This is a genomic window from Pseudomonas sp. DR48 (assembly GCF_019823085.1).
GTDB lineage: Bacteria > Pseudomonadota > Gammaproteobacteria > Pseudomonadales > Pseudomonadaceae > Aquipseudomonas.
Window position 1 is genome coordinate 2,841,922 of the sequence record NZ_CP081946.1, and the last position, 18,524, is coordinate 2,860,445.

The window sequence follows — 18,524 nt, forward strand, 5'->3', positions numbered from 1 at the left end:
GTTCTTGGATAATTGGTAATACCAATTTACAATCGCTGTTGGCTAGGGTAAAAGCGTTGGAGGCGGTGTGTCAATTTGCCGCCCTAAAACTTTTGTCGAATAAGCCCATGGCCGTGTGCTTGATCTGTCTTAACAAATGCCGTCTGGTAGGTGCTGGCACAGCGCCGATAGGCCAGAATAGAGAGCCCGGCGAGCCGTCGGGACCGTGGAGAATTGAGTTATGGGGTTTGATCAGATTCGTCAGCGCCGTTTGTCTGACGATATTGTCGAGCGGCTCGAGGGGATGATTCTCGAAGGCACGTTGAAATCCGGTGAACGCTTGCCGGCCGAGCGCGCGTTGGCCGAGCAGTTCGGCGTGTCACGCCCTTCGCTGCGCGAGGCGATTCAGAAACTGGCGGCAAAGGGCTTGCTGGTCAGTCGTCAGGGTGGCGGCAATTATGTGGTGGAGTCGCTGGGGTCGACCTTCAGCGATCCGCTGCTGCATCTGCTGGAAAGCAATCCCGAAGCTCAGCGAGATCTGCTGGAGTTTCGCCATACGCTGGAAGCGTCCTGCGCCTATTACGCGGCATTGCGCGCCACCGATGTGGATCGCGAGCGACTGACGGCGGCCTTCAACGAATTGCAGGACTGCTACACGCGTCACGACGAGGTGAGCCGGGCGGAGGAGGGCGCGGCGGACGCAAAATTTCACCTGGCCATTGCCGAAGCCAGCCATAACGCGGTGCTGCTGCACACCATTCGCGGGCTGTTTGATCTGCTCCGGCGCAACGTAGTGACCAACATCGGTGGCATGTACAAGCAGCGCACGGAAACCCGCGACATGCTGATCACTCAGCACCGGGAGTTGTACCTGGCGATTATCGAAGGACGGGCGGAGCAGGCGCGGGAAATCTCCAGCCGACACATCCTGTATGTGCAGGAAGTGCTGGAAGAGGTGCGTCAGGAAGTACAGCGCATGGCTCGGGCGGAGCGGCGCAAGGGGATGTAGTCAGTGGAGTGATCGTTCCCACGCTCTGCGTGGGAATGCAGCAATGGACGCTCTGCGTCCGCTTTGTGACGCGGAGCGTCACGGGATGCATGCCCACGCGGAGCGTGGGAACGATCAGGTATCCGACGAGAGCGTTCTCAAGGCGAAAGAATCAGTCTTCCTTGCCCTTGTTGCGCACCGCACGCTGCAATTCACGACCGGCGTCGCGCTCGCGTTCGGTATCACGCTTGTCGTATTCCTTCTTGCCCTTGCCCAGTGCGATCTCGCACTTGACCATGTGCTTGCTCCAGTACCAGGACAGGCACACGCAGGCATAACCTTTTTGCTGCACGGCGGCGGCCAGCTTTTCCAGCTCGCGGCGGTTGAGCAGCAATTTTCGGGTGCGGGTCGGGTCGGCGATGACGTGGGTGCTGGCGGTCATCAACGGTGTGATGTGACTGCCGAGCAACCAGGCTTCGCCATCCTTGAGCAGCACGTAACTGTCGACCAGTTGCAGCTTGCTTGCCCGCAGACTCTTTACTTCCCAGCCGGCCAGGACCAGACCAGCCTCGAACTTATGCTCGATGAAGTAATCGTGTCGCGCCTTTTTGTTTTGCGCGATGGTCCCTGTTGGGTGTTTCTTCTGTTTAGCCATAGGGGCGGCATTATAGGGAGTTGCAAGCGAGTCGGCTACGGTATCGCTACGTGCTTGAGCAGGTTGATTGAATCCCGGACAATGCGGCCTCTTTTTTGAACGCTTGGGCGTGATAACGATGTCGACAGACAAGGTTTCTGTCCACGGCAGTTGGGCTAGCCGCTGGGTCTTCATACTCGCCGCGACCGGTTCGGCCGTGGGCCTGGGTAGTATCTGGAAATTCCCGTACATGGTTGGCGTCTACGGCGGCGGTGCCTTCGTGCTCATGTTCCTGGCCTGTATCGCGCTGATCGGTGTGCCGGTCATGCTCGCCGAAACCCTGATCGGCCGCCGCGCGCGGCAGAGTCCGGCCAACGCCCTGAAGGTTCTGGCGCAGGAAGCCGGGCATTCGGGCAAGTGGTCCTGGGGCGCGTTCGCCGGGATGGTCACGGCGTTGCTGATCCTGTCTTTCTATAGTGTGGTGGGCGGCTGGTCGCTGGATTACATCATCGACATGGGCCGTGGCGACTTCCAGGGGGTTACGCCTGATCAGGTCGGCGCGTACTTTGGCGGCGTGATCGCCGACCCTTGGCGCCTGACCCTTTGGCACACGATATTCATGCTGCTGTCGGCGGTCGTCATCGCCAAAGGCGTGGTTGCGGGGCTTGAGCGCAGTCTGCGGATCATGATGCCGCTGCTCTTTGTAATGATTCTGGTGCTGCTGGGCTACAGCATGACCACGGGCCATTTCATGGAAGGCGTGCATTTCATGTTCGACTTCCACCCGGAAAAAGTGCTCGACGGCTTGTTGCCCGCCATGGGGCACGCCTTCTTCTCCCTGAGCGTGGGCGTCGGTTCGATCATGATCTACGGCGCCTACATGCCCAAGCATTCGTCGATCTCCGGCACCGTGGTCGGCGTGGCACTGCTCGACACCTTTGTTTCTCTGGTGGCTGGCCTGGCATTGTTTCCGATTGTGTTTGCCGCGGGCCTGAACCCGAGTGAAGGCCCTGGCTTGATGTTCGTCAGCCTGCCATTTGCGTTCGGTAACGTAGCGTTCGGCCAGTTGATGGGCGTAGTGTTCTTCGTACTGGTTGCGGTGGCGGCCTGGAGTTCGGCGATTTCCCTGCTTGAACCCATGGTGGCTTATCTGGTTGAACGCACGAAGGTGAGTCGCGCCTGGGTGACCTTTTGGCTGGCATTTACCTGCTGGTTTGTCGGCCTGGGCACGGTGTTTTCCTTCAACATCTGGAAAGAAGCCAAGTTTTTCGTGAACGAAGGGGGGATGTTCCACCTCTATCAATGGGGAGCGGCCGGCGGCCTGGACTTCTTCGGCGTGATCGACTTCTTCACCTCGCGGATCATGTTGCCACTCGGTGGTTTGTGTTTCGTGGTGTTTGCAGGCTGGGTGATGGGGCGTGAAGCGGTACGCGACGAATTGTCGATCCGCAGCCCGGCGTTGTTCGCCCTGTCCTTGTTCTTGATGCGCTATGTGGCGCCCATCGGCATTCTCGTAGTGTTTGCCGCACAGCTGTGGAAGTGACGCTGACATGACGACACACATTCAACGTTCGGCGCTGCTGCCCTATCCGGCACAAGCGCTTTATGACCTGGTCAACGATGTAGCGCGTTACCCGGAATTTCTGCCGTGGTGCTCGACCGCCGAAGTGCTGGAAAGCAGCCTTGAACACATGCGCGCCAGCGTAGGCGTGGCCAAGGGTGGCTTGAGTCAGCATTTCGTTACACGAAACACGTTGGTGCCCGGCCATTCCATCGAGATGAACCTCGAGGAAGGTCCTTTCACTCAGTTACACGGTATCTGGGTGTTCAAGCCCTTGGGCGAAAAGGCCTGCAAGATCAGCCTGGACCTGTCGTTCGATTACGCCGGGCCGATCGTGCGCGCGACGTTGGGGCCACTGTTCAATCAGGCCGCGAATACGCTGGTGGACGCGTTCTGCCAGCGCGCCAAACAAATGCATGGTTGAGTCGATGGTTGATGTCGAGGTGGTCTATGCCGCCGTTGATCGACAGGCGCTTCTCTCGGTGGCGGTGCCTGTCGGAACGACAGTGCGCGCGGCGTTGCTGAAGTCAGGTATCGGTGAGGCCTTTCCAGAGTTGAGCTTGGCCGATTGCCCGGTGGGAATCTTCGGCAAAGTGATCGCTGATCCGGACACTCGGTCAGTTCAGGCTGGGGATCGCATCGAAATCTACCGGCCCTTGTTGGCTGATCCGAAGGAAGTTCGCCGGTTACGCGCCGCCAAGGCCGCCGAGGCTAAAGCCCGAAATCAGTAATTCACTGAATGCTAGGCAATAAAAAACCCGGAATTTCCGGGTTTTTTATTGCGTCGCAAATTATTGCGGCGTGGTGTCCAGCGGTTCTGGGCTCGGGACTGGAACGGTTTCTACACCGTCGACGTCCTTCTGAATCTGATCCAGCAACGAACCTGGCTTGACCGGTTTTTCCGGTTTCGGCTTCTCGGTATTTTCTACAGGAGCGGCCACGTTCGTGGTGCTGTCCTTGCCGAGAATGGCTTCGTCGCGGCTCACGCCCGGCATGAAATCGCCGGAGAGGCTGACAAGCTGGTCATTTGGGTTGAAGATAACGCTAATGCGTTCCTGTTGGCGTTCACCGCCACCGGGTTGCAGGCTATACAGGTAATCCCAGCGATCGGCATGGAACGTGTCGGTCAGCAGAGGGTTGCCCATGATAAACCGTACTTGCTTGCGGGTCATTCCCGGGCGTAACTGGTCTATCATGTCCTGCGTGACGACATTGCCCTGCTGGATGTCGATTTTGTAAACCCCGGGGAATGAACAACCGGCGAGTGCGAGCAGTCCCACAAAGGTGAAACTGGTTAGCAAGAGCTTGGTGTTTTGCATCGGTGGGCGACTTCCACTATCTTGGCTGGGACAACGTAAACGCCGATCATACCCGCATTAAGAGAAGCTGCGAAGCAGCATCGCGAGAAAGCTGACCATGGTTGAAAATAGCGAACTACGCAAAGCCGGCCTCAAAGTGACCCTGCCAAGGGTCAAGATTCTGCAAATGCTCGATTCCGCCGAGCAACGCCACATGAGTGCCGAAGATGTTTACAAGGCGCTGATGGAGGCTGGTGAGGACGTCGGTCTGGCCACGGTTTACCGTGTATTGACTCAGTTCGAGGCAGCTGGCCTTGTGGTGCGGCACAACTTCGACGGAGGCCATGCGGTCTTCGAGCTGGATGACGGCAAGCATCACGACCATATGGTCAACGTCGAAACCAGCGAAGTGATCGAATTCTTCGACGAAGAAATCGAGCGCCTGCAGAAAGCCATCGTCGACAAGTATGGCTTCGAGATGGTTGATCACAATCTGGTGCTGTACGTACGTAAGAAAAAGTAAGCAAGTCGCGCGAATTTCACGTTCGCGAAACGAGCGAAGGCGACCCCAGGGTCGCCTTCGTGCTTTCTGCCGTTCTTAGATTTTTGCGGTAACGACCATTTTTTTCGCGTGGGCCAGGGATTCCTTGGTCAGGTCGATACCTCCCAGCATTCGCGCCACTTCTTCGACGCGATCATTTTTGCTCAGCTTGGAAACCGCCGTGTGAGTGGCATCTTCGCCGCGCACCTTGTGCACGAATAGATGTTGATGACCCTGAGCGGCCACTTGCGGCAAGTGAGTCACGGTCAACACTTGTCCGCGCTCCCCGAGCCGGCGCAGCAACTGGCCGACGATTTCAGCAGTCGGGCCACCGATGCCCACGTCCACTTCGTCGAACACCAGCGTCGGTACTCGCGAGGTCTGAGCAGTGATCACTTGAATCGCGAGGCTGATCCGCGACAGCTCGCCGCCCGACGCTACTTTCGCCAAGGCTTTTAATGGCTGGCCGGGGTTGGCGCTAACAAGCAGTTCGACCTGTTCAAGCCCGTTGGGCAACAGTTCATCGCTGCTGTTGGGGCGAAGCTCAATGGTAAAACGTCCGCCGGGCATGCCCAGTCGCTGGATTTCCTGCTCGACGGCGCTGGCCAGGCTGTTCGACGCCTGGTGACGCAAGTCGCTCAGTTCCCGAGCCTTCTCCTGATAATGACGGGCATAAGACGCCAGTTCATCGCTCAGGCGTTCGATGGACTCGTCATTGGCGTTCAGGGTTTCGATTTCATCCAGCAAGCGTTGCTGCATCTCCGCGACCTCGGTCGGCTGGATGCGGTGCTTGCGCGCCATGGTGTAGATCGCGTCGAGACGTTCTTCCAGGTATTGAAGGCGTGCAGGGTCGGCGTCGAAGTTATCAAGGAAGCGGTTCAGCTCGCCGACGGCTTCTTCTACCTGAATCTGTGCGCTGGTCAGCAGGCTGCTGGCTTCGCCCAGTGCGCCGATCGAGTTGTTGACGCTCGACAGGCGATTGAGGCTGGCGGTCAGCGCGTTCAGGACATTTCCGGAATCACTTTCGCTGCATTGTTCGACCACTTGCCGGCAGATGCCCAGCAGGGTTTCCGCGTTGGTGAGGTTCTTGTGTTCCTGTTCTAGTTGCTCCAGCTCGTTTTCACCGAGGCCCAGGTTCTCCAGCTCTTCAAGCTGATAGCTGAGCAATTGATGGCGAGCGCGCTGCTCGTCGCCGGAATTGGAGAGACGCTCCAGTTCCTGGCGGGTCTGGCGCCAGCGTTGAGCCGCCAGTTGCACCTGGCGGGCAAGGTCGGTGGCGCCGGCGTACTCGTCCAGCAGGCGGCGGTGAGTGTCGGTCTTGAGCAGTGACTGGTGTTCGTGCTGGCTGTGGATGTCGATCAGCAATTCGCCCAGTGCTTTGAGATCGCCGAGTGGGCAGGGCGTGCCGTTGATGTAGCCTCGCGAGCGTCCTTCGGCGGTAATCACCCGGCGCAGGATGCACGGGCCGTCACTTTCGAGGTCGCGTTCGGCGAGCCACGCGCTGGCTTCGGGGATGTCGACCAGGTCAAAGGTTGCCAGGATGTCGGCCTTGTCGGCACCGGGACGGACCACGCCGCTGTCGGCACGGTCGCCCAGCGTCAGGCCCAGGGCGTCGAGCATGATCGACTTGCCGGCACCGGTTTCACCGGTGATCACGCTCATCCCACGATCGAGTTCGAGATCGAGGTGTTCAACGATGGCGTAGTTATGTACGGACAGGTGCACCAGCATAAAGGCCGCTCCCAGGCTTTAGGTCTGGTTATTTATACAGTGTTTTATTTGTGGCTGACAATGCCCTCTCTTGGCTCGATTTGCTCGATCTGACGAAATGCCTGGCGCATCGGGTAATCGCAATGCAGCGTTTTTTGTAGGGTTAATCACAACCCAGCCCTTGAAGCTCATTTTTGCGGCCCCATATACCGGGACAGAAGCGTGAGTTGAGCTCGCGGACGTTATTGAAAGGAGAATTCTATGGCTGACGAACAGACAGTGGATACGCAAAATCTAGACGCCGATCAGGCTGCCCAGGATTCGGGTGATGAACTGGCGGCTCGTGTACAAGTGCTCGAAGAGCAATTGGCGGGTGCTCATGATCAGGCTTTGCGTGTAGCGGCTGATCTGCAGAACGTCCGCCGCCGCGCTGAGCAGGATGTTGAAAAGGCTCACAAGTTTGCCCTGGAGAAATTCGCCAGCGACTTGTTGCCGATCGTTGACAGCCTGGAGCGTGGTCTGGAGTTGTCCAGCCCGGACGATGAAAGTATCCGTCCAATGCGCGAAGGGATCGAGCTGACGCTGAAAATGTTTCAGGACACCCTGAAGCGTTATCACCTGGAAGCGATCGATCCGCATGGCGAACCGTTCAATGCCGTTCAGCATCAGGCAATGGCCATGCAGGAAAGCGCCGACGTCGAGCCGAACAGCGTGCTCAAAGTCTTCCAGAAGGGTTACCAGCTCAATGGCCGCCTGCTGCGCCCGGCCATGGTCGTGGTGAGCAAAGCGCCTGCGCCAGTTTCGCCTTCTATTGACGAGCAGGCTTGAAATTAGCCGCAAGGCCCCCATTTATAAGTCAAGCGTTTAAGTGCTACCGCAGTTAGCCACCACTGCTGCGGCAACCAAATCCAAAGTTTCGGGAGAGTGAACATGGGCAAAATTATCGGTATCGACCTGGGGACTACCAACTCCTGCGTCTCCGTGCTGGAAAACGGCGTAGCCAAAGTTATTGAAAACGCTGAAGGCGCGCGTACCACGCCGTCGATCATTGCGTACGCCAACGATGGCGAAATCCTCGTGGGCCAGTCGGCCAAGCGTCAGGCTGTGACCAATCCGCACAACACCCTGTATGCGGTGAAGCGTCTGATCGGCCGTAAGTTCGACGAAGAAGTCGTACAGAAAGACATCAAGATGGTCCCGTACAAAATCGCCAAGGCCGACAACGGTGACGCCTGGGTTGAAGTGAACGGCCAGAAAATGTCGCCGCCGCAAATCTCGGCTGAAATTCTGAAGAAAATGAAGAAGACCGCCGAAGACTACCTCGGCGAGCCAGTGACCGAAGCGGTGATCACCGTTCCGGCCTACTTCAACGACAGCCAGCGTCAGGCTACCAAAGACGCCGGCCGCATCGCGGGCCTGGACGTAAAACGTATCATCAACGAACCAACCGCAGCTGCTCTGGCTTACGGTATGGACAAGGCGAAAGGCGATCACACCGTGATCGTTTACGACTTGGGCGGCGGTACTTTCGACGTTTCCGTGATCGAAATCGCTGAAGTCGATGGCGAGCACCAGTTCGAAGTATTGGCCACCAACGGCGATACGTTCCTGGGCGGTGAAGACTTTGATATTCGTCTGATCGACTACCTCGTTGACGAATTCAAGAAAGAAAGCGGCATGAACCTCAAAGGTGACCCGCTGGCCATGCAGCGCCTGAAAGAAGCCGCTGAAAAAGCCAAGATCGAACTGTCCTCGAGCATGTCGACCGACGTGAACCTGCCGTACATCACTGCAGACGCCACCGGTCCTAAGCACTTGAACGTGAAAATCTCCCGCGCCAAGCTCGAAGCGCTGGTAGAAGACCTGGTTCAACGCACCATCGAACCTTGCCGTATCGCTCTGAAAGACTCCGGTATCGACGTTGGCGCCATCAACGACGTGATCCTGGTAGGCGGTCAGACCCGTATGCCACTGGTTCAGAAGCTGGTGACCGAATTCTTCGGTAAAGATGCACGTAAAGACGTGAACCCGGATGAAGCTGTTGCCATGGGTGCTGCTATCCAGGGCGCGGTATTGGCCGGCGACGTGAAAGACGTTCTGCTGCTCGACGTCAGCCCGCTGACCCTGGGTATCGAAACCATGGGTGGCGTGATGACCGCGCTGATCGAGAAAAACACCACGATTCCTACCAAGAAATCGCAAGTGTTCTCGACTGCCGACGACAACCAGGGCGCTGTGACCATTCACGTGCTGCAAGGCGAGCGTAAGCAAGCCGCTCAGAACAAGTCCCTGGGCAAGTTCGACCTGGCCGAGATTCCACCAGCGCCACGCGGTGTGCCACAAATTGAAGTGACCTTCGACATCGATGCCAACGGCATCCTGCACGTAGGCGCCAAAGACAAGGCTACCGGCAAGACCCAGTCGATCGTGATCAAGGCCAACTCCGGTCTGTCCGAGGAAGAAATTCAGCAAATGATTCGCGACGCTGAAGCCAACGTCGATGCGGATCGTCAGTTCGAAGAGCTGGCAACTGCTCGCAACCAGGGTGATGCGCTGGTTCACTCGACACGCAAAATGGTCGCTGACGCTGGCGATAAAGTGAGCGCTGAAGAGAAGACTGCAATCGAAGCGGCAGTGGTTGCCCTGGAAGCCGCCATCAAAGGCGACGACAAGGCTGCCATCGACGCCAAGGTTGAAGAGCTGTCGAAAGTCTCCGCTCCAGTGGCGCAGAAGATGTATGCCGAACAGGCTCAGCCTGCTGAAGGCGCTGCACCGCACGACGAAAAAGCTCAAAAAGCGGACGACGTCGTTGATGCTGAGTTCGAAGAAGTAAAAGACCACAAGTAAGTTGTTGGTCGCCCGGTTGACTGCCTTCTGGCGGTGACTGGTAGGATGTCGCCGCGCGGGAGCTTGCTCCCGCGTTGGCGTGTCTGGAGTTAGCGAATTTTTACAGCATGCGACAACGTTCGGATGCTGGCGGTAGGGTCGGGAATGCTCCTGCTTCTCGAGCCGAAAGTGCCGCATTGAATCAAAGACCAGGATCGTTGAATTGACGTGAGTTGGGTCCGGGCCTGTATTGGGGCTCAACGAGTTTGGCGAGGCTCAGGAGAGGTTTGCCGAACGTCCTTAAGAGTGCAAAGACTTATGGCAAAGCGTGACTATTACGAAGTATTGGGTGTTGAGCGTGGCTCAAGCGAAGCAGACCTGAAAAAGGCCTACCGCCGCCTGGCAATGAAGCACCACCCGGACCGTAATCCCGATGACAAAGCGTCGGAAGATATGTTCAAAGAGGCCAACGAGGCCTATGAGGTGCTGTCCGATTCGAGCAAGCGCGCGGCATACGACCAATACGGTCATGCCGGCGTCGACCCAAGCATGGGTGGCGGCGGTGCCGGCTTTGGCGGTCAGAACTTCTCCGACATCTTTGGCGATGTCTTCAGTGACTTCTTCGGTGGCGGTCGTGGCGGTGCCCGTGGCGGCGCCCAGCGCGGCAGCGACTTGCGCTACACCCTGGAGCTGAACCTGGAAGAGGCGGTGCGCGGCACGACCGTCAATATCCGCGTTCCGACACTGGTCAACTGCAAGCCGTGCGATGGCTCGGGCGCCAAGAAAGGCTCCTCGCCTGTCACTTGCCCGACCTGCGGCGGCATTGGTCAGGTGCGCATGCAGCAAGGCTTCTTCTCGGTGCAGCAAACCTGTCCGCGTTGCCACGGCCAAGGCAAGATCATTTCCGATCCGTGCAGTTCGTGCAACGGCGAAGGCCGTGTCGAAGAATACAAAACCCTTTCGGTGAAAGTGCCGGCGGGCGTCGATACCGGTGATCGCATTCGTCTTTCCGGCGAAGGCGAGGCGGGTGCGCAGGGCGGCCCGACTGGCGACCTTTACGTGGTGATCAATGTGCGCGAGCACGCGATCTTCCAGCGTGATGGCAAGCATCTGTTCTGCGAAGTGCCGATCAGCTTTGTCGATGCGGCATTGGGCGGCGAGCTGGAGATTCCGACCCTTGATGGTCGCGTCAAACTGAAAATCCCTGAAGGGACTCAGACCGGCAAGCAGTTCCGTGTTCGCGGTAAGGGCGTTGCGCCGGTGCGTGGTGGCGGTGCCGGTGACTTGATGTGCCGTGTGGCGGTCGAAACCCCGGTCAATCTGGGTCGTCGTCAGCGCGAGTTGCTGGAAGAGTTCCGCAGTTCGCTGGCGGACGACAACAGCCATTCGCCGAAAACCACCGGTTGGTTTGAAGGCGTGAAGCGCTTCTTCGGCGATTTGTAAGGAGTGAGCATGCGACGTATTGCTGTGATGGGTGCGGCTGGCCGCATGGGCAAGATTCTGGTCGAGGCGGTGCAGCAAAGGGCACCGCTGACCGGTCTGACGGCAGCCATCGTGCGCCCTGGCAGCACGCTGATTGGCGTGGACGCCGGTGAGCTGGCCTCATTGGGGCGTATCGGCGTGCCGCTGTCCGGTCATGTGGAATCCGTGGCTGAAGAATTCGATGTGTTGATCGACTTCACGCTTCCGGAAGTCATGCTGAAAAACCTGGCGTTCTGCCGCAAGGCAGGCAAAGCCATGGTGATCGGCACGACCGGTCTGGACGCTGCGCAAAAGCAGTTGCTGGTCGACGCGGGCAAGGATATTCCGATCGTCTTCGCGGCCAATTTCAGCGTCGGTGTAAACCTGTCGCTGAAGCTGCTCGACATGGCTGCTCGCGTGTTGGGCGATGATGCGGACATTGAAATCATCGAGGCCCATCACCGGCACAAGATCGATGCGCCATCAGGCACTGCCCTGCGCATGGGTGAAGTGATTGCCAGTGCGCTGGATCGTGATCTGCAGAAGGTCGCGGTCTACGGGCGTGAAGGCCACACCGGTGCGCGTGAGCGCGAGACCATCGGTTTTGCCACGGTGCGCGGCGGTGATGTGGTTGGCGATCATACGGTGCTGTTTGCCTGTGAAGGCGAGCGCCTCGAGATCACCCACAAGGCATCCAGTCGCATGACCTTCGCCAAGGGCGCGGTGCGTGCTGCGTTGTGGCTGGACGGTCGTGAGCCGGGTCTTTATGACATGCAAGACGTGCTCGACCTGCGTTAAGATGCGCCCGAAATCGGGTTCAAACCCAGCGTTTGAGCCCGGTTTTATTCCGCCCAGCGACGTCCTGTCGCATTCTCCGGCCTTTAAGGCTCATTGGCGGTAGACCAAAAAAGCCTTTTTCTGTAAGCTACAGCTTTAGTGTGTCCACTAAAAGCGCGCAGAATTATTCGGTGAAGAAGCGGGGTGACGTGTCCATACGTCACTCCGCTTTTTTACAACCTGCGATCGCCCTTTCAGGCTTTATTTACGGGAGGTCTTCTTGACTAAGCCAGCCATACTCGCCCTTGCTGATGGCAGCATTTTTCGCGGCGAAGCCATTGGAGCCGACGGTCAAACCGTTGGTGAGGTGGTGTTCAACACCGCCATGACCGGCTATCAGGAAATCCTTACCGATCCTTCCTACGCCCAACAAATCGTTACCCTGACTTACCCGCACATCGGCAACACCGGCACCACGCCGGAAGATGCCGAGTCCGACCGCGTCTGGTCTGCTGGCCTGGTCATCCGTGACCTGCCACTGGTTGCGAGCAACTGGCGTAACACGATGTCCCTGTCCGACTACCTGAAAGCCAACAACGTTGTGGCAATCGCCGGTATCGACACCCGCCGCCTGACGCGCATCCTGCGTGAGAAAGGCGCGCAGGACGGCTGCATCATGGCCGGTGACAACATCTCCGAAGAAGCCGCCATCGCCGCAGCTCAGGGCTTCCCTGGCCTGAAGGGCATGGACCTGGCGAAAGTCGTCAGCACCAAAGAGAAATACGAGTGGCGCTCGACTGTCTGGGACCTGAAGACCGACAGCCACGCGACCATCGAAGCCTCCGAGCTGCCGTACCACGTGGTTGCCTACGACTACGGCGTCAAGCTGAACATCCTGCGCATGCTGGTCGAGCGCGGTTGCCGTGTGACCGTAGTGCCGGCTCAGACGCCAGCCGCCGACGTTCTGGCGATGAAGCCGGACGGCGTGTTCCTGTCCAACGGTCCTGGTGATCCGGAGCCTTGCGACTACGCGATCCAGGCGATCAAGGATGTGCTGGAAACCGAGATTCCGGTGTTCGGCATCTGCCTCGGTCACCAACTGCTGGCTCTGGCCTCCGGCGCCAAGACCCTGAAAATGGGTCACGGCCACCACGGTGCCAACCACCCGGTCCAGGACCTGGACACCGGCGTCGTGATGATCACCAGCCAGAACCACGGTTTTGCGGTAGACGAAACGACCCTGCCAGCCAACGTTCGCGCGATCCACAAATCGCTGTTCGACGGCACCCTGCAAGGTATCGAGCGTACCGACAAGAGCGCTTTCAGCTTCCAGGGTCACCCTGAAGCCAGCCCTGGCCCGAACGACGTAGCACCACTGTTTGATCGCTTCATCAACGAAATGGCCAAGCGACGCTAATCGCTCGCCTTGATGAGCAAAGCTTGAGGGGCGGTCCCGAGAACCGGTGGCCCCCTCAAGGCTTCAAAGATTGAACAAGACGGCTTGCCGACTGACCTGCGGATTTGAGTGACAAACCCATGCCAAAACGTACAGACATTAAAAGCATCCTGATTCTCGGCGCTGGCCCGATCGTGATCGGCCAGGCTTGCGAATTCGACTACTCCGGCGCCCAGGCCTGTAAAGCCCTGCGCGAGGAGGGTTACCGCGTCATCCTGGTGAACTCCAACCCGGCGACCATCATGACCGACCCGGACATGGCTGACGCCACGTACATCGAGCCGATCAAATGGCAGACCGTTGCCAAGATCATCGAGAAAGAGCGTCCGGACGCGCTGCTGCCAACCATGGGCGGCCAGACCGCACTGAACTGCGCACTGGACCTGGAGCGCGAAGGCGTTCTGGAGAAGTTCGGCGTAGAGATGATCGGCGCCAACGCTGACACCATCGACAAGGCTGAAGACCGTTCGCGCTTCGACAAGGCGATGAAATCCATCGGCCTGGACTGCCCGCGTTCGGGTATCGCCCACAGCATGGAAGAGGCCAACGCGGTACTCGAGAAGCTCGGCTTCCCGTGCATCATCCGTCCGTCCTTCACCATGGGCGGCACCGGTGGCGGTATCGCTTACAACCGTGAAGAGTTCGAAGAAATCTGCGCCCGTGGTCTCGACTTGTCGCCGACCAAAGAGCTGCTGATCGACGAATCCCTGATCGGCTGGAAAGAATACGAGATGGAGGTTGTCCGCGATAAGAAGGACAACTGCATCATCGTCTGCTCCATCGAAAACTTTGACCCGATGGGCGTGCACACCGGTGACTCGATCACTGTTGCTCCTGCGCAGACCCTGACGGACAAGGAATACCAGATCATGCGTAACGCCTCCCTGGCGGTACTGCGTGAAATCGGCGTGGAAACCGGCGGCTCCAACGTCCAGTTCGGCATCTGCCCGGACACTGGCCGTATGGTCGTGATCGAGATGAACCCGCGGGTATCCCGTTCCTCGGCGCTGGCCTCGAAAGCCACTGGTTTCCCGATTGCGCGTATCGCTGCCAAGCTGGCGATCGGCTACACCCTGGACGAATTGCAGAACGAAATCACCGGCGGCGCTACTCCTGCGTCCTTCGAGCCGTCCATCGACTACGTCGTGACCAAGCTGCCACGTTTCGCCTTTGAAAAATTCCCGAAAGCCGACGCACGCCTGACCACTCAAATGAAGTCGGTTGGTGAAGTCATGGCCATCGGCCGGACCTTCCAGGAATCCTTGCAGAAAGCCCTGCGCGGTCTGGAAGTGGGTGTTTGCGGTCTGGACGAGAAGCTCGACCTGAGCAACCCGGAAAGCATGAGCATCCTCAAGCGCGAACTGACCGTGCCGGGTGCCGAGCGTATCTGGTACGTGGCTGACGCCTTCCGCGCCGGCCTGTCCGTCGAAGACATCTTCGGCATGAACATGATCGACCCGTGGTTCCTGGTGCAGATCGAAGATCTGATCAAGGAAGAAGAGAAGGTCAAGACCCTGGGTCTGGCCAGCATCGACCGCGACTTGATGTTCCGCCTCAAGCGCAAAGGCTTCTCCGACATGCGTCTGGCCAAGCTGCTGGGCGTGACCGAGAAGGCCCTGCGTCGCCACCGTCACAAGCTGGAAATCTTCCCGGTCTACAAGCGCGTTGACACTTGCGCGGCCGAGTTCGCTACCGACACCGCCTACATGTACTCGACTTACGAGGAAGAGTGCGAAGCAGCGCCGTCGGGCCGCGACAAGATCATGATCCTCGGCGGCGGTCCTAACCGTATTGGCCAGGGTATCGAGTTCGACTATTGCTGCGTACACGCGGCATTGGCGCTGCGCGAAGACGGTTACGAGACCATCATGGTCAACTGCAACCCGGAAACCGTTTCCACCGACTACGACACCTCCGATCGCCTGTACTTCGAACCAGTAACCCTGGAAGACGTGCTGGAAATCTGCCGGGTCGAGAAGCCTAAAGGCGTGATCGTTCAGTACGGCGGCCAAACCCCGCTGAAACTGGCGCGTGCCCTGGAAGAAGCCGGCGTACCGATCATCGGCACCAGCCCTGACGCCATCGACCGTGCCGAAGACCGTGAGCGCTTCCAGCAGATGGTTGAGCGTCTGAACCTGCGTCAGCCGCCAAACGCCACCGTGCGTAGCGAAGACGAAGCGATTCGTGCCGCCGCCAAGATCGGTTACCCGCTGGTGGTTCGTCCGTCCTATGTTCTGGGCGGTCGCGCAATGGAAATCGTCTACGAAGAAGAAGAACTCAAGCGCTACCTGCGTGACGCGGTGAAAGTGTCCAACGACAGCCCGGTGCTGCTCGACCACTTCCTCAACTGCGCCATCGAAATGGACGTGGACGCGGTCTGCGACGGCACCGACGTGGTGATCGGCGCGATCATGCAGCACATCGAACAAGCGGGCGTTCACTCTGGTGACTCCGCGTGCTCCCTGCCGCCGTACTCGCTGCCTGCCCACATCCAGGACGAGATGCGCGAACAGGTCAAGAAAATGGCCCTGGAGCTGGGCGTGGTCGGCCTGATGAACGTACAGTTGGCGCTGCAAGGCGAAGACATCTACGTCATCGAAGTCAACCCGCGCGCTTCCCGTACCGTGCCGTTCGTCTCCAAGTGCATCGGTGTTTCCCTGGCGATGATCGCGGCACGCGTCATGGCCGGTAAAACCCTGAAGGAAATCGGCTTCACCAAAGAAATCATCCCGAACTTCTACAGCGTGAAAGAGGCAGTGTTCCCATTTGCCAAATTCCCTGGTGTGGACCCGATCCTGGGCCCAGAGATGAAGTCCACCGGTGAAGTGATGGGCGTGGGCGACACCTTCGGTGAGGCGTTTGCCAAAGCTCAAATGGGCGCCAGCGAAGTGCTGCCGACCGGCGGTACCGCGTTCATCAGCGTGCGTGACGACGATAAGCCGCTGGTTGCAGGCGTGGCCCGTGATCTGATCAACTTGGGCTTCGAAGTGGTCGCCACTGCCGGGACTGCCAAGCTGATCGAAGCCGCAGGCCTGAAAGTGCGTCGTGTGAACAAGGTGACCGAAGGTCGTCCGCACGTGGTGGACATGATCAAGAATGACGAAGTCACCTTGATCATCAACACTACCGAAGGCCGTCAGTCGATCGCTGATTCGTACTCCATTCGTCGTAATGCCTTGCAGCACAAGATTTATTGCACCACTACCATTGCTGCTGGCGAAGCTATCTGCGAAGCGCTGAAGTTCGGTCCCGAGAAGACTGTGCGCCGCTTGCAGGATCTACACGCAGGGTTGAAGGCATGAGCATAACCAAGTACCCAATGACCGTTCAGGGCGCCAAAGCCCTGGAAGAAGAGCACGCTCACCTGACCAAGGTCGTCCGTCCGAAGCTTAGCCAGGACATCGGTACGGCCCGCGAGTTGGGTGACTTGAAGGAAAACGCCGAATACCATGCTGCCCGCGAGCAGCAGGGTATGGTCGAGGCGCGGATCCGTGATATCGAAGGTCGCATGCAGAACGCAGTGATCATTGATGTCACGACCATTCCTCACACCGGCAAGGTGATTTTCGGCACCACCGTAGAAATCGCCAATGTCGAGACTGATGAAAGCGTCACTTACCACATCGTGGGTGAGGATGAGGCTGACTTCAAACTGGGCAAGATTTCGGTAGGTTCGCCATTGGCCCGCGCCTTGATTGCCAAGGAAGAGGGTGATGTGGTTGCCGTGAAAACGCCTGGTGGCGTTATCGAGTACGAGATTGTCGAAGTCCGCCACATCTGAACGCAGGCGCCCGCTCCGTGCAGGCGCCATGCTTTGGCAACTGGCTCAGATGTTGTGGGTCGGTGGCCTGTGGCTGTTACACATCGGTCTGCTGCCGGTGCTGGGTCAGATTGGCCTGGCACCGCTGCTGATCGACGAAATTGCAGGCATGCTGAATGCGCTGGTGGTGGAATTCGCCGCAGCGTGCTTGGTTTTTCAGGCTTTGGTGCTGGTTCAGGCCGAGGGCCTTGTCAGTCTATGGTGCGATATTCGCGGGCAACTGCTGCTGATGGCGCTGTTTGCATGTGCGATGTTCGTCGCAGCTCATATTGGCTGGCCGGACGCCATGCGCTGGCAGGTGTTCAGCTATCTTGCTCTGGGTTTTTCCGGGCTGGTACTGGTGTTACAACCGGTGCCTGGGTGGAGTGGCAGGGTGCGCGAAGCACACCCTTGACCCTTGCCATCATTTGAAGCGATGGACGTTCGACAGCTGCTTGTTGACGCTGAAGTTCTTGCGATAAATCAGTGCCATCTTGCCAATGACCTGAACCAGATCCGCTTTGCCGACCTTGCAGAGTTCTGCAATGGACGCCAGGCGCGATTCGCGATCGAGGATGTTGAGCTTGATTTTGATCAGCTCGTGATCCGCCAGCGCGCGTTCAAGTTCGGCTAACACACCTTCAGTCAAACCGTTGTCAGCCACAATCAAAACTGGTTTCAGATGGTGGCCAATGGATTTGTACTGTTTCTTCTGCTCTTGAGTGAGCGGCATAATCTGACCCCTGCGTCTGATCTTGTAAAAAGCGGCGGCCAGTTTACCCGAGCGAGTCCGGGACCGCCCAGTTAATCACGACCCGTTTTATTTTCGAGGTGGCCCGTGGCCCGTTCCAAGACAAGCCTTAAGTGGTTGCAAAGACATGTCAATGATCCCTATGTGAAGCAGGCGCAGAAGGATGGTTACCGCTCGCGTGCGAGTTACAAGCTTCTGGAGGTCCAGGAGAAATACAAGTTGATCCGTCCCGGCATGACCGTTGTCGACCTGGGCGCAGCGCCTGGGGGGTGGTCGCAGGTGACTAGCCGTCTGATCGGTGGTGAGGGGCGTCTGATCGCCTCGGACATTCTGGAAATGGACAGCATTCCAGACGTGACTTTCATCCAGGGTGACTTCACCGAGGACAAAGTGCTCGCGCAGATCCTTGAAGCCGTCGGTAATTCGCAGGTGGACCTTGTGATTTCCGATATGGCCCCCAATATGAGTGGTACGCCTGAAGTGGATATGCCGAAAGCCATGTTTCTTTGCGAGCTGGCGCTTGATTTGGCGGAACGGATACTCAAGCCGGGTGGTAATTTCGTGATCAAGATTTTTCAGGGCGAAGGGTTTGATGTGTACCTGAAGGATGCTCGTCGGAAATTCGACAAGATCCAGATGATCAAGCCAGACTCTTCTCGTGGCAGTTCCCGCGAGCAATACATGCTGGCCTGGGGTTACCGCGGGCGTAGTGAGTAAAACGAGGTTTTTTGGCGGGGCGATAG

18 protein-coding genes are annotated in these 18,524 nt (G+C 58.2%); 14 read left to right on the forward strand and 4 right to left on the reverse strand.

All coding sequences use genetic code 11. The annotated features are described in order from the left end of the window. The first annotated feature begins 220 nt into the window (after positions 1-220). Positions 221-988 carry a GntR family transcriptional regulator gene (locus tag K5K95_RS12780; RefSeq protein WP_222589729.1) on the forward strand — a complete coding sequence of 256 codons (768 nt, stop codon included), beginning with the start codon at positions 221-223 and terminating at the stop codon, positions 986-988. 151 nt (positions 989-1,139) lie between these two features. Here K5K95_RS12780 and smpB read toward each other — a convergent pair whose 3' ends face one another. Continuing rightward, positions 1,140-1,622, reverse strand: coding sequence for an SsrA-binding protein SmpB (gene smpB / locus K5K95_RS12785; protein WP_007900551.1), 483 nt, complete (start codon positions 1,620-1,622; stop codon positions 1,140-1,142). Positions 1,623-1,740: 118 nt separating this feature from the next. Here smpB and K5K95_RS12790 point away from each other — a divergent pair, with 118 nt between their 5' ends. The 3 genes from K5K95_RS12790 to K5K95_RS12800 are packed head-to-tail and all read left to right on the forward strand — an operon-like array spanning position 1,741 to position 3,893. Beyond that, the gene (locus K5K95_RS12790) at positions 1,741-3,144 is read left to right on the forward strand and encodes a sodium-dependent transporter (RefSeq protein ID WP_222589730.1); all 1,404 of its coding nucleotides are present in this window, start codon (positions 1,741-1,743) and stop codon (positions 3,142-3,144) included. Positions 3,145-3,151: 7 nt separating this feature from the next. After that, positions 3,152-3,586, forward strand: coding sequence for a type II toxin-antitoxin system RatA family toxin (locus tag K5K95_RS12795; protein WP_222589731.1), 435 nt, complete (start codon positions 3,152-3,154; stop codon positions 3,584-3,586). Next, entirely contained in the window at positions 3,579-3,893 is a 315-nt protein-coding gene (locus K5K95_RS12800) for an RnfH family protein (RefSeq protein ID WP_222589732.1), read from the forward strand. Before K5K95_RS12795 ends, K5K95_RS12800 begins: the two co-directional genes overlap by 8 nt. A 60-nt stretch (positions 3,894-3,953) precedes the next feature. Here the strand turns inward: K5K95_RS12800 and K5K95_RS12805 are convergent, their stop codons facing one another. Further along, a complete protein-coding gene (locus K5K95_RS12805) occupies positions 3,954-4,481 on the reverse strand; it encodes an outer membrane protein assembly factor BamE (RefSeq protein WP_222589733.1) in 528 nt (175 codons plus the stop codon). Between the two features lie 97 nt (positions 4,482-4,578). Here K5K95_RS12805 and fur point away from each other — a divergent pair, with 97 nt between their 5' ends. Next, positions 4,579-4,983, forward strand: coding sequence for a ferric iron uptake transcriptional regulator (gene fur / locus K5K95_RS12810; RefSeq protein WP_003197684.1), 405 nt, complete (start codon positions 4,579-4,581; stop codon positions 4,981-4,983). A gap of 75 nt (positions 4,984-5,058) precedes the next feature. On the opposite strand, the gene recN is transcribed toward fur, so the two are convergent. Next, complete coding sequence (gene recN, locus K5K95_RS12815) at positions 5,059-6,732, reverse strand: DNA repair protein RecN (protein ID WP_208670039.1); 1,674 nt, start codon at positions 6,730-6,732, stop codon at positions 5,059-5,061. Between the two features lie 240 nt (positions 6,733-6,972). On the opposite strand from recN, the gene grpE reads away from it, so the two are divergent. The 8 genes from grpE (at position 6,973) to K5K95_RS12855 (ending at position 17,445) form a co-directional block, all read left to right on the forward strand. Then, complete coding sequence (grpE, locus tag K5K95_RS12820) at positions 6,973-7,539, forward strand: nucleotide exchange factor GrpE (protein ID WP_090175671.1); 567 nt, start codon at positions 6,973-6,975, stop codon at positions 7,537-7,539. A 102-nt stretch (positions 7,540-7,641) separates the two neighbouring features. Next, positions 7,642-9,558: a molecular chaperone DnaK gene (dnaK, locus tag K5K95_RS12825; protein ID WP_222589734.1), complete on the forward strand. Its 1,917-nt coding sequence runs from the start codon at positions 7,642-7,644 to the stop codon at positions 9,556-9,558. Between the two features lie 297 nt (positions 9,559-9,855). Beyond that, positions 9,856-10,980: a molecular chaperone DnaJ gene (gene dnaJ, locus K5K95_RS12830; protein WP_222589735.1), complete on the forward strand. Its 1,125-nt coding sequence runs from the start codon at positions 9,856-9,858 to the stop codon at positions 10,978-10,980. 9 nt (positions 10,981-10,989) lie between these two features. Next, positions 10,990-11,796: a 4-hydroxy-tetrahydrodipicolinate reductase gene (gene dapB, locus K5K95_RS12835; protein ID WP_090175663.1), complete on the forward strand. Its 807-nt coding sequence runs from the start codon at positions 10,990-10,992 to the stop codon at positions 11,794-11,796. A gap of 259 nt (positions 11,797-12,055) precedes the next feature. After that, positions 12,056-13,192, forward strand: coding sequence for a glutamine-hydrolyzing carbamoyl-phosphate synthase small subunit (carA, locus tag K5K95_RS12840; RefSeq protein WP_222589736.1), 1,137 nt, complete (start codon positions 12,056-12,058; stop codon positions 13,190-13,192). A gap of 119 nt (positions 13,193-13,311) precedes the next feature. Next, positions 13,312-16,533 carry a carbamoyl-phosphate synthase large subunit gene (gene carB / locus K5K95_RS12845; RefSeq protein ID WP_090175657.1) on the forward strand — a complete coding sequence of 1,074 codons (3,222 nt, stop codon included), beginning with the start codon at positions 13,312-13,314 and terminating at the stop codon, positions 16,531-16,533. 2 nt (positions 16,534-16,535) lie between these two features. Next, a complete protein-coding gene (gene greA / locus K5K95_RS12850) occupies positions 16,536-17,012 on the forward strand; it encodes a transcription elongation factor GreA (RefSeq protein WP_033058235.1) in 477 nt (158 codons plus the stop codon). A gap of 28 nt (positions 17,013-17,040) precedes the next feature. After that, positions 17,041-17,445 (forward strand): MFS transporter, encoded by a 405-nt coding sequence (locus K5K95_RS12855; protein ID WP_222590336.1) that lies wholly within the window; start codon positions 17,041-17,043, stop codon positions 17,443-17,445. Between the two features lie 9 nt (positions 17,446-17,454). On the opposite strand, the gene K5K95_RS12860 is transcribed toward K5K95_RS12855, so the two are convergent. Beyond that, entirely contained in the window at positions 17,455-17,763 is a 309-nt protein-coding gene (locus K5K95_RS12860) for a YhbY family RNA-binding protein (protein WP_007942889.1), read from the reverse strand. 105 nt (positions 17,764-17,868) lie between these two features. Between K5K95_RS12860 and rlmE the strand changes: the two genes are divergently transcribed. Continuing rightward, positions 17,869-18,498, forward strand: coding sequence for a 23S rRNA (uridine(2552)-2'-O)-methyltransferase RlmE (gene rlmE, locus K5K95_RS12865; protein ID WP_208670033.1), 630 nt, complete (start codon positions 17,869-17,871; stop codon positions 18,496-18,498). Positions 18,499-18,524: the final 26 nt, after the last annotated feature.

Coding starts and splice junctions, on each gene's coding strand:
- K5K95_RS12780 (WP_222589729.1), top strand. CDS start 221: ATGGGGTTTGATCAGATTCGTCAGCGCCGTTTGTCTGACGATATTGTC.
- smpB (WP_007900551.1), bottom strand. CDS start 1,622: ATGGCTAAACAGAAGAAACACCCAACAGGGACCATCGCGCAAAACAAA.
- K5K95_RS12790 (WP_222589730.1), top strand. CDS start 1,741: ATGTCGACAGACAAGGTTTCTGTCCACGGCAGTTGGGCTAGCCGCTGG.
- K5K95_RS12795 (WP_222589731.1), top strand. CDS start 3,152: ATGACGACACACATTCAACGTTCGGCGCTGCTGCCCTATCCGGCACAA.
- K5K95_RS12800 (WP_222589732.1), top strand. CDS start 3,579: ATGGTTGAGTCGATGGTTGATGTCGAGGTGGTCTATGCCGCCGTTGAT.
- K5K95_RS12805 (WP_222589733.1), bottom strand. CDS start 4,481: ATGCAAAACACCAAGCTCTTGCTAACCAGTTTCACCTTTGTGGGACTG.
- fur (WP_003197684.1), top strand. CDS start 4,579: ATGGTTGAAAATAGCGAACTACGCAAAGCCGGCCTCAAAGTGACCCTG.
- recN (WP_208670039.1), bottom strand. CDS start 6,732: ATGCTGGTGCACCTGTCCGTACATAACTACGCCATCGTTGAACACCTC.
- grpE (WP_090175671.1), top strand. CDS start 6,973: ATGGCTGACGAACAGACAGTGGATACGCAAAATCTAGACGCCGATCAG.
- dnaK (WP_222589734.1), top strand. CDS start 7,642: ATGGGCAAAATTATCGGTATCGACCTGGGGACTACCAACTCCTGCGTC.
- dnaJ (WP_222589735.1), top strand. CDS start 9,856: ATGGCAAAGCGTGACTATTACGAAGTATTGGGTGTTGAGCGTGGCTCA.
- dapB (WP_090175663.1), top strand. CDS start 10,990: ATGCGACGTATTGCTGTGATGGGTGCGGCTGGCCGCATGGGCAAGATT.
- carB (WP_090175657.1), top strand. CDS start 13,312: ATGCCAAAACGTACAGACATTAAAAGCATCCTGATTCTCGGCGCTGGC.
- K5K95_RS12855 (WP_222590336.1), top strand. CDS start 17,041: ATGCTTTGGCAACTGGCTCAGATGTTGTGGGTCGGTGGCCTGTGGCTG.
- K5K95_RS12860 (WP_007942889.1), bottom strand. CDS start 17,763: ATGCCGCTCACTCAAGAGCAGAAGAAACAGTACAAATCCATTGGCCAC.